The 13320-nt window shown below is 46.5% G+C and carries 12 protein-coding genes; all 12 read left to right on the plus strand.

The genetic code is table 11. The annotated features are described in order from the left end of the window. Positions 1-263 precede the first annotated feature (263 nt). Positions 264-434, plus strand: a complete 171-nt coding sequence (locus M4I36_RS11380; protein ID WP_258111866.1) for a hypothetical protein — start codon at positions 264-266, stop codon at positions 432-434. A 220-nt stretch (positions 435-654) separates the two neighbouring features. Further along, positions 655-1668 (plus strand): pirin family protein, encoded by a 1014-nt coding sequence (locus M4I36_RS11385; RefSeq protein WP_258111868.1) that lies wholly within the window; start codon positions 655-657, stop codon positions 1666-1668. Between the two features lie 247 nt (positions 1669-1915). After that, positions 1916-3082 (plus strand): GntR family transcriptional regulator, encoded by a 1167-nt coding sequence (locus M4I36_RS11390; RefSeq protein ID WP_258111869.1) that lies wholly within the window; start codon positions 1916-1918, stop codon positions 3080-3082. 149 nt (positions 3083-3231) lie between these two features. Continuing rightward, positions 3232-4488, plus strand: coding sequence for a glycoside hydrolase family 125 protein (locus M4I36_RS11395; RefSeq protein ID WP_258111870.1), 1257 nt, complete (start codon positions 3232-3234; stop codon positions 4486-4488). Positions 4489-4663: 175 nt separating this feature from the next. Beyond that, positions 4664-6358 (plus strand): ABC transporter substrate-binding protein, encoded by a 1695-nt coding sequence (locus M4I36_RS11400; RefSeq protein WP_258111871.1) that lies wholly within the window; start codon positions 4664-4666, stop codon positions 6356-6358. A 74-nt stretch (positions 6359-6432) separates the two neighbouring features. Then, on the plus strand, positions 6433-7407 hold the full coding sequence (locus M4I36_RS11405; protein WP_258111872.1) for an ABC transporter permease: 975 nt from the start codon (positions 6433-6435) through the stop codon (positions 7405-7407). A gap of 13 nt (positions 7408-7420) precedes the next feature. After that, a complete protein-coding gene (locus M4I36_RS11410; RefSeq protein WP_258111873.1) occupies positions 7421-8356 on the plus strand; it encodes an ABC transporter permease in 936 nt (311 codons plus the stop codon). Continuing rightward, a complete protein-coding gene (locus tag M4I36_RS11415; RefSeq protein WP_258111874.1) occupies positions 8346-9341 on the plus strand; it encodes an ABC transporter ATP-binding protein in 996 nt (331 codons plus the stop codon). Before M4I36_RS11410 ends, M4I36_RS11415 begins: the two co-directional genes overlap by 11 nt. Continuing rightward, a complete protein-coding gene (locus M4I36_RS11420) occupies positions 9338-10354 on the plus strand; it encodes an ABC transporter ATP-binding protein (RefSeq protein ID WP_258111875.1) in 1017 nt (338 codons plus the stop codon). The genes M4I36_RS11415 and M4I36_RS11420 overlap by 4 nt, the downstream gene beginning before the upstream one ends. A gap of 110 nt (positions 10355-10464) precedes the next feature. Then, positions 10465-11217, plus strand: coding sequence for a sugar phosphate isomerase/epimerase family protein (locus M4I36_RS11425; RefSeq protein ID WP_258111876.1), 753 nt, complete (start codon positions 10465-10467; stop codon positions 11215-11217). A 50-nt stretch (positions 11218-11267) separates the two neighbouring features. Then, positions 11268-12347, plus strand: a complete 1080-nt coding sequence (locus tag M4I36_RS11430) for a Gfo/Idh/MocA family protein (protein ID WP_258111877.1) — start codon at positions 11268-11270, stop codon at positions 12345-12347. Positions 12348-12394: 47 nt separating this feature from the next. Continuing rightward, on the plus strand, positions 12395-13261 hold the full coding sequence (locus M4I36_RS11435; RefSeq protein WP_258111878.1) for a sugar phosphate isomerase/epimerase family protein: 867 nt from the start codon (positions 12395-12397) through the stop codon (positions 13259-13261). The last annotated feature ends 59 nt before the right edge of the window (positions 13262-13320 follow it).

The raw sequence follows: 13320 nt of genomic DNA on the forward strand, positions 1-13320 counted from the left end.
ATGTACGCGACAAAAAATAACAATATGGCGCCTACCCATCTCACGTTGCGAGCCAGACGGTTTTTCGATGCTCCGCCGTCCTCGAACAACACGCTTCCACTTCCCATCGCATCTCCCCCTATTTTTCGAGCGAAAGTTGTCACTTCTCAGATAAACGTTTCACGACTAGTCTATCATTTTTTCCACCGCAAATTACAACACCTCGTGTTCGGCAGTGAAACGCAGCATTGCCAGAGATCGATGGTTTGTTCCGGTGCAAGGAGATGAAGAAACAGCGGCCTGCAGGTGTCAATATCCGAGCTATCCGCATCGACGCAGGGTTTGCCGGAGAGAAATTATTTCAGCCACTGGAACAAGACGAACGGGATGATGTCGTTAAGCTCAAATGGACAAGGCGACTCGCAGAGTTGGCGCTGTATCACACAGAGCGATAAAGTACACTGTGATGTTGCCTCTACCATGTATCAGGCAACATCTTGGGAAAAACCACGATGGGTTGTGTCCCATTGGTCACCAAGAGATTGCTAAGGCGGCGAAGTGCACGCCTTGATAAGGCAGAAAAAATCATTGAGAATGGAATGCGTAAAGTGACTGAAACTGCTCAGCAACTCCAACAGTATGTGTGATCCTATCTTTATCAGGAGGTATTGCGGAATGCCAGACAAGATTCTCGTCCTTCATCCATTCGCGTCACCATGGGAAACCGAAGATCCCTTTCTTGTAACCATGCATCATCAAGATGCGTATCCCCGTGGAAATAATGATCAAGGACCTGATGTATCGATACAAGATAGAAGTCTTGGTCAAGATTTTTCAGCGAAGGATGGATTTAGTATGTATCACGGTACGAAAGTTCCGGGATTTCCAGTTCATCCACACATGGGTTTTGAGACAGTCACCGTAGTTCTTCAAGGGTTCGTCGACCATTTTGATTCAACCGGAGCATACGGACGTTACGGACATGGTGACGTTCAGTGGCTTACCACGGGCAGAGGCACTCAGCATACTGAAATGTTTCCACTTGTGCATCAAGAGGAAGAAAATCCATTGGAACTCTTTCAGATTTGGATTAATTTGCCTAATAAGAACAAATATGCACCGCCTGAGTATAAAATGCTTTGGGCGGAGGATATTCCGGAAGTCGAAGCCGTTGGTTCGAACGGGGAAAAGGCAACTGTACGCTTGATCGCTGGAAGCTTTCAGGGAGAAACCAGTATCGAACCAACGAATGCTTCTTGGGCCAGAGATCCGGATCATCATGTTGGCATTTTCCTTGTCCGCTTGGAGCCGAATGCGACGTTGTCTCTTCCGCCAATCTCAAAAACACTAAATCGAAATCTATATTTTTATCAAGGTGACACAATCTATGTGGAAGGTACGGCGGTTAAGCCCAGGCATAGAGTGAAACTTGCTGGCGACCAAGAAATTTCGATTGCCAATGGGCCTATCGATGGACAGATTCTCATTCTTGAGGGAGAACCGATTGCGGAATCCGTCGCACAGCACGGACCGTTTGTCATGAACACACGGCAAGAACTTTTCGATGCGTTTGAAGAATATCGAAGAACGCAGTTTGGAGGATGGCCATGGAGCCGTCCAGATCCGGTGAACGATCGCAATGCAGGAAGATTCGCTCACTACAACAATGGGTTTATTGAGAAAAAATAGAAGAAACCTATTGCTTGGTATTCAGTGCGCCGTCAAACCGCATGCTTCAGTAATGCGGTTTGACGGCGCACTGAATAAGTCGCTAGAGGTCGTCTGTTCCGTGACTAGAGGTACACCATATTCTGGTGCATGAGTGGTTCGTTAAAAAGGGGGAGTCGATATCGCAGTGTGCGAGGCGCGAAGTGGTGATATAATATATAATTGTAATAGATGTATACGTTACTATATAAATCGTAAGGATTGATTCATGGTGGACTTATTGCACGAAAAGATATATCAATTTGTTATAAATGAGATTAAGACGGGTAAGCTTCGACCAGGGGACAAAGTGCTATCTGAGAAAGAGTTGGCTGAAAAGTTTGGTGTTAGCCGTATTACGACCAAGCACGCGCTTGCTCGAATGGCCGAATTAGGAGTTATAAACCGCACTCGTGGCAAAGGTTCATTTGTAACGGAAAATGCGAATAAGCTCATAGAACTCAACGCAGCTACGAGGTCTGCGGTCGATGCTCAGTCGCTTTCTCCAGACAGTTTTCGTGGCTTTCTGTTTGGTCTTGTTCTTCCTGGCTTTGGTGAACCTTTTGGATTGAGGATGGTTCATGCCATCGAGAAGAAGGCCTCAGAGCTGGGGATGTATATGTTGCTAAAGGATTCGTATGGTTCTAGAGAGGTAGAAGAAAGGGCTGTAGAAGACTTTATTCGCATCGGTGCAAAAGGTCTGATAGTATTCCCTGTGCACGGTGAATATTATAGTGAATATCTGCTGAAATTGTCTCTCCAACGTTTCCCGCTCGTGTTAGTGGACCGATTTCTTAAGGGCATACCCATACCAGCCGTTGTTACGGATAATCAAGAGGCTGCTGAGAAACTTACGTCTCTCCTCATCGATTATGGGCACAAAAATATAGCGTTTGTTTCGCCTCCTCCTGAAAATACTTCGTCCATAGAAGAACGCTTGAGTGGTTATTCTCAAGCATTTGCACGACATGGGCTGTCCGTCAATGAAAAATTTCTGATGACGGACGTACAATCGACCTTAAAATTAAAACATCTCTACGAGTATGAAGAAAGTGCTGAAGATATCGCAAAGTTAGAACGGTTTATTAAGGATGCTCCAGAAATTACGGCGTTTGTGGCGTGCGAATACGAGATAGCATGTCTTATACGGCAAGCTGCTTTCAACTTAGATAAAAAGATCCCAGAAGACATTTCTATTGTATGTTTTGATCACTCTATACAAAATCCACTTGTATTTACTCATGTTCATCAAGCGGAAAATCTCATAGGTGAAACGGCCGTTGCAATACTAGAACAACTTTTGCACCGTTGTGAGGTACCCTTTCTAACCAAAGTCCCTTATGAAATTGCGTATGCCTCATCTGTTGGGTTCCCTATCGCGCATAACTCGATATAAACGGTTTTTTGTTCCGTAAGTATTAATGATATATTGACATATCTTAAAAACAGAGATACCCTTGAGGAAGATAGTTATTTTGGCAATTTTGAAGTTTTTCCGAAATTACGCATAGGTGGAGCTGATGCTGGTTGGTGGGGAATACAAGTTTGCGATCAACGAAAGAAATGGTCGCAGAGCGTCTTTCTGGCTGGGAACCCTTAAATCTTGTGTTTAAGCAGGCTTTTAGTCATACTCTCGACACGACTGTGCGCTCCCTGGAGGACGGAACGACGTTTGTCATTACGGGGGATATCCCGGCCATGTGGCTCAGGGATTCGGCGGCTCAGGTTCGACCCTATGTAACGTTTGCTGCAGATGATCCTGAGTTGGCACGTTTGATAAAGGGTGTTATTAAGCGTCAATTTTTGTTTCTTTTAATCGATCCTTATGCAAATGCTTTTAATTCTGCCCCGGACAACCAAGGCCATCGCGAAGATCAAACCATGCAAAGCCCGTGGATCTGGGAACGAAAATTCGAGTTGGATTCGCTTTGCTACCCTGTGCAGTTATGCGTTGATTACATAGGCGCTACGGAGGATTTTTCTGTTCTTGATGAAACCGTTCACATGGGATTTGCTCGCATAATTCAGGTGATGCGTACAGAACAGAAGCATGATAAAGAATCGCGGTACTCGTTTGTCCGGCATGCTGAATCGACGACAGATACTTTGCCTTTTGGAACGGGAACCAGAACGAACTTCACGGGAATGGTTTGGTCTGGATTTCGCCCGAGCGATGATGCGTGCCAATTTGGGTATCTCATTCCCTCCAATATGTTCGCTGTGGTTATTTTGCGTCATATGGCGAAGATATTGCGCTCTGTTTTTTCGGATTTCCATCTAGCTAGTGAAGCCGAAATGCTTGCGAATGAAATAGATTTTGGGATACAGGTATACGGAATGGTCGATCACTCGAGATACGGCCGCATATACGCTTACGAGACGGACGGATATGGTAATTACAATCTTATGGATGACGCGAATGTCCCCAGTCTGTTGTCTATCCCTTATATCGGATATCGGGATGAGAGTGATCCTGTATATATGAACACTCGGCGCTTTGTTCTCAGTGAGGACAATCCGTATTACTATTCCGGAAAGTACGCGAAAGGTGTTGGAAGTCCTCATACGCCAGAAGGGTATGTATGGCCGATTGCGTTGATTATGCAAGGTCTTACTTCTAGCGATCAAGAAGAAAGGGAATCTCTGTTGAGAATGCTGGTTAGCACCACCGCGGGCACAAACATGATGCATGAGAGCTTTGATGCGAGTCGGCCGGAAAACTATACTCGTCCGTGGTTTTCGTGGGCGAACAGTTTGTTCTGTCAGTTTGTGCTGAACTATATAGGAAATATGGGAAATTAAAAACCCTGACCATCTGTTATTTACTTTGAAAGGGGGAGTGTAGAACGTCAATTAGGCATTCCGAACCTTAAGTACCATTCACTACCGCTTTGTACGATCGCAAAATGTATGACGTCGTGCGTTTTGTCAAGAGCCTGGTCTGGAGAGATGTGACGAATTTCTGGGGGGGAACGTAGTGTTAAAAAGACATTTGCTAGCTGTTTGGTCCTTGTCTACTGCAGTTCTTGTTTTGGGTGTCGCTGGTTGCGGCACGACGCCATCTGCAAATACCACAGCAAAGACTTCGGTTACATCGAATGAAAATGCAGGACCCCACGTAGGAGGTTCCATTTCGATCAACGCTTCACCGCATGGGCCGTGGGCAGATGTTTTTAATCCCTATGTGCCAGGAGAAAATCAGGATGACATTGTACCTGATATTTACGAGCCGTTGGTTCAATGGAATGGAACGAATGGGACGGATTTGCCTTGGTTAGCCAAAAGCTGGAGTTGGAATAAGTCCAAAACGGTTCTAACTGTTCATCTTCAGCATGGGGTTACATGGTCGAATGGCAAACCGTTCACAAGCAAAGATGTCGTGTTTACCATGGATATGTTGAAAAAATATCCAGCTATCGACGGGAATGCGTTGTGGTCCTATATGACCTCCATCAAGGCAAATGGAAAGTATCAAGTTCAAGTAACCTTGAAGAAACCAAATGCAACCTTTTTCTATTACTTTTCCGAAACTCTCATCGTTCCCAAGTTTCAGTTCGAGGGCAAGAACCCTGTGACCTATAAAGACAGTCATCCTATTGGGACTGGGCCATACATGCTCAAAACCTTTAATTCGCAGCAAATCACGTTAACAAGAAACCCCCACTACTGGCAGAAGGGAAAGCCCTATCTAGAAACGGTTTATTATCCAGCTGAGACATCCAATGAGAGCACCATTCTAGGCCTTGCTACCGGAAAGATTGACTGGGCTACCATATTTTCGCCTGATTTAAAAACATCATTTGTGGCGAAAAATCCGGCAGACTATCATATTTCTACTGACTCAAGTGGATTCGATGACTTATATCTTAACCTGCAAGACTATCCGCTGAACGAGTTAGTCGTACGCAAAGCTATTAGTATGGCCATTAACAGGCATCTGTTATCGGTGATTGGTGAAAGCGGATACTCGACGCCCGCGTCACAAAATGGTGTGGGAACGAGTATGGCAGCCGAATGGTCGACTCCCTCTCTACAGGCAAAATACGCTGCGGTCTTTGATCCGACGAAGGCCAAGGAAATGCTCCTTCATGCAGGATTTACGATGAAGAATGGAGTCATGATGACGCCTAAAGGTCAGCCATTCACCATTGACATGGATGTACCGGCTCCGTTTTCTGATTTTGTGACCATGTCAAGTCAAATCAAATCGATGCTGGGCGCAATCGGGATTCAAGTGAACGAAGATACAGTCTCTGCGAATGAGTATTTGACTAAGTTAGAAACTGGCGATTTTCAAGCTGGCATATGTTGGACTCCATCCGGTCCAAATCCTTACTTTACTCAAAATGGATTGATGAACACCAAGTTCAGCGGTCCTATTGGGAAAACGGCTGTAGGGATGAACTATGAGCGCTATTCGAACCCTGAAGTGCAAACGTTGTCTGGAGAATTTAATGCGACAGAGAATCCGCAAAAGCAAAAGAAAATCATTGCGGAGCTGGGAAAGATTATGGCGACGCAATTGCCGGTAATAACGTTGTTGAATCGTAATGAACCCATTGAATATTCAACGGCTACCATTGCCGGATGGCCAACCTCCTCGAATCCCTACTGGAATGCTGCTGCAGACTCGGGCCCCATCGTCGTGTTGACCCATCTCTATCAAAAATAAGTTCACCATAGAAACTCGTGTCGGCGATTTGTTTTGTCGGCACGAGTTGCCTCATGAATTAGAGGGGGGAGAACATGTACGTACTTAAAAGGGCGGTCTTCTATTTGTCCATCTTTTGGGCTGCCATCACCCTGAATTTTCTACTGCCGCGGATGATGCCTGGCAATGCCGCTACGGCAGTCATGGCTCGTGCTCAAGGGCAAATGTCTCCGCAAGCGCTGAAGGCTCTAGAAATTGCCTTTGGTGTCAGTTCGAATCAACCTCTTTGGCATCAGTATCTGGCATATTTGTGGAATACGCTCCGAGGACACTTCGGAATTTCGTTTACGTATTTCCCGGAACCGGTGTCGCAAGTCATTGCCAGCACACTTCCTTGGACTCTGTTTCTCATTGGCAGCGCTACTATTATTTCATTTGTCATTGGTACGGGGTTGGGTGTTCTGTCCGCGTGGAGAAGAGGAAGGAAAGTAGCAGACGCGATACCGGTTGCGTTCACACTAATTGCGTCTATGCCGTATTTCTGGGTTGCTCTGGCTTTGTTGTACGTTTTGGGGTTTGTCTTGGGCTGGTTCCCGATAGCTCATTCCTTTAGTGATGAACAGTCTCCCGGATTCAACTTACAGACTATCGGGAGCGTATTGTATCACGCTGCACTTCCAATAGCCTCTTTGGTCGTTACTTCTCTTGGGGGATGGATGCTAGGAATGCGGAACAATTTAATCAGTGTCCTTTCCGAAGACTACATCACTCTTGCCCAGATGAAAGGACTTCCGGAAAGGGAGGTCGTAACCAACTACGCTACACGAAACGCTATGCTACCTCAAATTACCAGTTTCGCTATGTCTTTAGGGTTTGTAGTTGGCGGTGCTGTGGTGACGGAAATTGTCTTTAGCTATCCCGGGATCGGGTACGCATTGTATCAAGCCGTTACGAACAGCGACTATCCGTTGATGCAAGCAATTTTTTTAATCATTGTAACGGCGGTACTCATTGCTAATTTCCTGATTGACATCCTATATTCACGCCTGGATCCACGGGTTAGTAATTAAAAGTGAGGTGTGAATGATGGAGTACCATGCAGATTCCGATGTTTCTTTGGCGTCGAGACCTCCGAAAGGATCGGCAAAAAAGAAGACAAAAAACGTACGCCTGCTTGCTCTCTTTGGGAACGCGAAAGCCGTTATCGGTTTAGTTGTTATTGCTATTTTTGTGCTGGGAGCCATATTTGCCCCGTTGATCGCTCACGACAATCCGAACGCAGAGGTGTACATGCTCAATCAACCACCGAGCAGTGCCCACTTACTCGGGACAAATGGTCTTGGGCAAGATGTTTTTAGCCAACTGGTTTACGGAAGTCGTGTTTCTATGGAGGTCGCATTTTCTGCAGGGGCAATTGCGACAACCATCTCTTTGCTTGTAGGAGTAACGTCTGGATACCTTCGAGGGTTTGCTGACAATGTTCTTTCATGGATAACCAATGTGTTTCTTGTAGTCCCAAGTCTCCCACTTGTCATCGTCTTATCCAGCTATATGCACTATCGCTCCGAATGGCCAATTATTTTGGTTATTGCCCTGACAAGTTGGGCGTGGGGTGCTAGAAGTTTGAGAGCGCAGACGCTATCCCTAAGAGAACGGGATTATGTTCTTCACGCTCGACTCAGTGGCCAATCTTGGTGGCAAGTTGTACTGGGTGAAATCCTCCCGAATATCGCGTCTCTCGTGTTGTCTGGACTTTTGTTCAGTATGATCAATGCGCTGCTAACGGAGGCTAGTTTGGCGTTTCTTGGCCTGGGCAATATTAACTCTATTAGTTGGGGTAGCATGCTCTACTGGGCACAAAACAATGAGGCGCTCATCAATGGGCTCTGGTGGTGGTTCATTCCTCCAGGTGTTGCCATTGCCGTATTTGGCGGGGCATTGGCGCTGCTCAACTTTTCATTGGATGAAATTACGAATCCGAGGTTGCGCAAGAGAAAGGTGAGAGTTCATGAACAATGAGCAAGAAGTGTTATCGATAGAGAATGTCTCTGTCAGTTACCCCACTACAGAGGGGTGGGTTCAGGCGGTACGGGACGTCAGTTTATGTGTCAATAAAGGGCAACTTGTAGGGTTGGCTGGTGAGTCGGGAAGTGGTAAGTCCACTTTAGTATTGGCCGCAACGAGAGTGCTAAGCCCACCTACAGTTCGTGTGGAGGGGAAGGTGGAGATATCCGGTAGGAAAGTTTTGGATATTTCAAAAAAAGAACTACGTATGATGCGTTGGAAGACGTTTTCGTTCGTGACACAGAGTGCGATGAATGCCTTGAATCCTGTATTAAGAATTCGAACTCAGATGCACGATGCGATTCGTGCCCATGTTCCCAAGTATTCAAGAGCCGAAGCGGATGCACGTTGTGCGGAAGTTTTAAGAATTGTCGAGTTGTCTACGAGTAAACTGGACAGCTATCCTCATCAACTCTCGGGTGGCCAGCGGCAACGAATTGTCATCGCTCTAGCACTGCTTTTGGAGCCGGAACTCATCATCATGGATGAGCCGACTACTGCACTGGATGTCGTGGCACAGCGTGAAATTATCGCTCTAATTCGCCGGTTGCAGCGGGAGTTGGGGTTCGCAGTCCTTCTCATAACGCATGATTTGTCGTTGCTCTTAGAGGTAGCCGATGAGGTTGTGGTTCTCTATGGAGGACGTGTGATGGAAAGCGGCCCGGCTTACGAACTTTTGAGGGAAGCACGGCACCCTTATTCAAAGGCGTTGGTTCAGTCATTTCCTCCACTGCATGGGCCCGTGGTCAGACAGGAGGGCATTCCGGGTACTCCTCCAAATATGTTACATCCGCCTGCAGGATGTCCCTTTGCGGATCGGTGTAGCGTAGCGATAGAGCGATGCCACCTAGATATGCCGCGCCTCGTTCAGACCGGTCAACGAAGTATTGCATGTCATGTTCAGGCTAACTTGTCGGGAACCGAGGTGGAACGGACGTGAATCTATTGGACGGTGTGGCATCTCACGAAGAAGGCATGATGGATGTACCATCTGATAAGAACTTGTTTGAAATGAATGATGTTCACAAGGAGTTTGTGCGGGGAAAGAAAGTATCTCATGTTTTAAGAGGTGTGAATTTATCCATTAAAGTGGGCGAAATTGTTGCTCTGGTTGGGGAATCGGGTTCTGGAAAGTCAACTGTAGCGAGAACTATTATGCGTCTATACACACCAGATCAAGGTGAAATGAGGTTTGAAGGGAGAGATGTGACCAAAATTCGAGGGGGAGCCTTAAAGAGTTATCGAAATAAGGTTCAGATGGTTTTTCAAGACCCATTTTCTTCATTGAATCCTACACATTCCGTGGGAACCATTATGGAACGAAGTCTGCCGAGTGGTTTAAAAAAGCTCACGAAGGCGAAGAGAGATGTACTGTGCGGGAATGCTTTGGAGAAAGTCGGGTTATCGCCGCCGAGCAATTTTTTGATGCAGTATCCTCATGAGTTGTCGGGTGGTCAGCGACAGAGAGTTGCCTTGGCAAGATCACTCGCTGCTAGTCCGAAGCTAGTGTTGGCAGACGAACCGGTATCTATGTTGGATGTATCTTTGCGCTTAGGTGTTCTCAATCTGATGTTGGCTTTAAATGAGCAATATAACATCGCATATCTGTATATTACGCATGATTTAGCCAGTGCGCGTTATGTAGCCACCAAAGTGGTTGTTATGTACGCTGGAGAAATCATTGAAGAGGGCTCAGCCGAGGAAATTATCGAACATGCTCAACATCCCTATACTCAATTGTTGATTCAAGCTTCGCCCGATCCTCATCGGAGAGGGATTGGTGAACTAGATGAGGCCATATTCACTGGCGAACCACCGGACCTCAGCTTAGACATTCAGGGATGCCCATTTCAATTTCGATGTGCACACGTGATGGCGAAATGTCGCAGTGATCGGCCCAAGCGTCAAGAAGTAAGTGATGGCCACTTTCTGAATTGTCATTTGTATTCGTGACAAAATGTGTCTGACTTCTCCGTGAGACTGCCAGTGCGTAGAGAGGTAGTGAAGCATGGTTTTGACGTGTTGGAAAAAGCTTTTCAATATCTAGAAATGGGGATGACGGTATGAACAAAATTGGAGTGCAACTGTATACGCTTCGTGATCTGATGAAAGATGCATTTGTTCCGACGTTAGAGAAAGTGGCGAAAATTGGGTATGAGGGTGTCGAGTTTGCTGGATATGGAGATATGCCAATCAAGGCATTGCGTGATGTCGTCGTGGATTTAGGACTCACACCAGTGTCCAGTCACGTATCTTTAAACGAATTGCAAAATAGGCTTTCCGGTGTGATCGAGGAAGCCTCCGTATTGCAACTCGAATATGTGTTCTGTCCGTATCTGCCCGAGGAATTACGCCGGTCCAAGTCAGATTATCAGCAGCTAGCTGAGTTCTTCAATCGAGTAGGAGAATCGTTTGCTGAAGTGGACATTCGATTCGGCTATCACAATCACGCATTCGAGTTTCTTACATTCGATAACACGTTTGCTCTTGACTATTTGTACGAACATACGCAAAAGGAATATGTCAAGGCAGAACTTGACCTATACTGGATTGCCTATGCTCATCAAGACCCGTCTGAATACATTCGTCGCTATGCAGGGCGTTGTCCTGTTGTACATCTGAAAGATATGACGGCAGATGACGAACGATTTTTTGCGGAAGTTGGTCATGGCACACTGAACTGGCCGGGCATCCTTTCTGCAGCCGAAGAGTCGGACGTGCAGTGGTATATCGTAGAACAAGATGTGTGCCGGAACAATCCACTTGAGAGTATCCAAATGAGTTTTGAATTCTTGACACAGTTAAGGTCTCAATGAGGCGTTCTTAGAGAAATGGTAGTGCAACGCATATAAAAAGGATGATGGACATGGAACATAGTACGCATGACCAGGTTCGCCTAGGGTTTATCGGAGCTGGAAATATCGGAAAAGTGCATATGAATGCTTTTCGGTTGTTGGAGGGTGTGGAATTGGTCGCGGTCACAGATGCCGTTCGATCCGTGGCGGAAACTGCCAAAGATCAATTCGGAGTTCTACGCGTGTACGATACCCCCAAGCAATTGTTGGAAGACAAATCCATCGATGCGCTGGTCATCGGCGTACCCAATCACCTTCATGCGTCCTTGGCCGTTGCGGCATTGCAGGCGAAGAAACATGTTCTTCTAGAGAAACCCATGGCTTTGGATGCAGAAGAAGCAAAAGCAATTGTTAGAGCAGAGAGGGACTCCGGGAAGAGACTGATGATAGCCCATCAAATGCGTTGGTCGACCGAAGCGATAGCAGTGAAAGAACAAGTCAACTGTGGGGGATTGGGGAATGTTTACGCAGCAAAAGCAGGCTGGTTTCGCCGTAAAGGAATTCCTGGATGGGGAACATGGTTTACTCGGAAGGCGGAGGCAGGCGGTGGGCCGCTTATCGATATTGGTGTGCACATGTTGGACCTTGCTCTCTTTCTGATGGGAAATCCGAATCCAGTGTCTGTAGTTGGGTCAACTTATGCAAAATTTGGTCCAGAACGTCGTGGAATCGGTGATTGGGGGAAACCAGACTGGGATGGCTACTTTGACGTTGAGGATTTCGCTTTGGCGCTGATTAAAATGGAGAACGGTAGCACGCTCACATTAGAGGTTAGTTGGGCCGTCCATATGGACACTGACTCGCAACCGTTTGTGCATATTTTGGGGGATAAGGGCGGTGCATCACTACGGGGTGACAGCGGAAAACTCTTGACGGAAATTTACGCGTATCCTGTCGATGTTCCTTTGACTCGTCCTTCTGGCGACATAGGTGATCGTGTTCGATTGAGCCAACACTTCATTGAGTGCGTCCGCGGGAACCAAGAACCGATATCCTCTTCTTTAGCCGGTCTCACAACGCAACTGATACTGGATGCTATCTATGAGTCGTCTCGAACAGGGCGTCAGATTGAGCTGGATTGGTCGATTTAGCAGGATTGTAGTTTGAGGATCAATTCAGAGAAAGGGGACCTAGTACGTTGCGGAAAGGATTAACACGTGCGGGTTTGCATGATGTGGGACACATCACGGATTTTATTGAGAAGGCGTCAGACTATGCGTTCGAAGCGGTGGATGTCGAAGGATGGGAACTTCTTGAGTGGACTCAAAACGAGGAAGTGGAAAGGGCGCGTGAGTATCTTAATTCTCACAGAATGAGCCTTGGATCGCTTGGCCTGAGTGTAGACTGGCGTGGAAGTGACATATCATTTCGAGAAAGCATAGTGAGTTTTTGTTCCGAAGTAGAAGTGGCTTCTGCATTAGGATGTCGTTGTTGCTGCACGTATGTACTGCCTTCTGTGGATGAGAATCCGGCTCATTTTCTTGCAAAAGCTACCCTGCGCTTGCGTTGCTGCGCGAATATTCTTGACGCATATGGGATGCGTTTAGGGCTTGAATTCGTTGGCCCGCATCATCTCCGCACTCGTTGGGAGAATCCGTTTGTGTGGGAGTTGGATCCAATGTTGGACTGGATACAAGCTATCTCTGCTTCCAATGTTGGCTTGCTATTGGATTCATATCACTGGTATACAACGTCGAATCGCCTAAAGGACATTCTGCGATTGACGAGCAACCAAATTGTCCACGTCCATTTGAATGATGCCCCAGATATCCCTATTAAAAATGTGTTGGATGATGAGAGACTCTACCCTGGGCAGGGTGTCATTGATTTAGTGGGGTTTTTACAAGCACTCAAACAAGTTGGTTATTCTGGTGTGGTAGCCCAGGAAGTGCTTACACCAACACCTCCAACGCTATCTATAGATGCGTTGCTGAAGCAATCAAAGGAAGCTTTTAACGAACTGTGGGAAGATGCGAAATTAAGTGACAAGGAGTCCTGTTCATGAGTGGAGAGATTCGCGTTGGCATCATTGGCTGCAATGGGATAGCACGAGGAAAGCATTTG

The sequence above is a fragment of the Alicyclobacillus sp. SP_1 genome (assembly GCF_024706985.1).
GTDB lineage: Bacteria > Bacillota > Bacilli > Alicyclobacillales > Alicyclobacillaceae > Alicyclobacillus_I.

Excerpts from the sequence above, each read along its gene's own strand:
- M4I36_RS11380 (WP_258111866.1), top strand. The coding sequence starts at position 264 with ATGAAGAAACAGCGGCCTGCAGGTGTCAATATCCGAGCTATCCGCATC.
- M4I36_RS11385 (WP_258111868.1), top strand. The coding sequence starts at position 655 with ATGCCAGACAAGATTCTCGTCCTTCATCCATTCGCGTCACCATGGGAA.
- M4I36_RS11390 (WP_258111869.1), top strand. The coding sequence starts at position 1,916 with ATGGTGGACTTATTGCACGAAAAGATATATCAATTTGTTATAAATGAG.
- M4I36_RS11405 (WP_258111872.1), top strand. The coding sequence starts at position 6,433 with ATGTACGTACTTAAAAGGGCGGTCTTCTATTTGTCCATCTTTTGGGCT.
- M4I36_RS11410 (WP_258111873.1), top strand. The coding sequence starts at position 7,421 with ATGATGGAGTACCATGCAGATTCCGATGTTTCTTTGGCGTCGAGACCT.
- M4I36_RS11415 (WP_258111874.1), top strand. The coding sequence starts at position 8,346 with ATGAACAATGAGCAAGAAGTGTTATCGATAGAGAATGTCTCTGTCAGT.
- M4I36_RS11425 (WP_258111876.1), top strand. The coding sequence starts at position 10,465 with ATGAACAAAATTGGAGTGCAACTGTATACGCTTCGTGATCTGATGAAA.
- M4I36_RS11430 (WP_258111877.1), top strand. The coding sequence starts at position 11,268 with ATGGAACATAGTACGCATGACCAGGTTCGCCTAGGGTTTATCGGAGCT.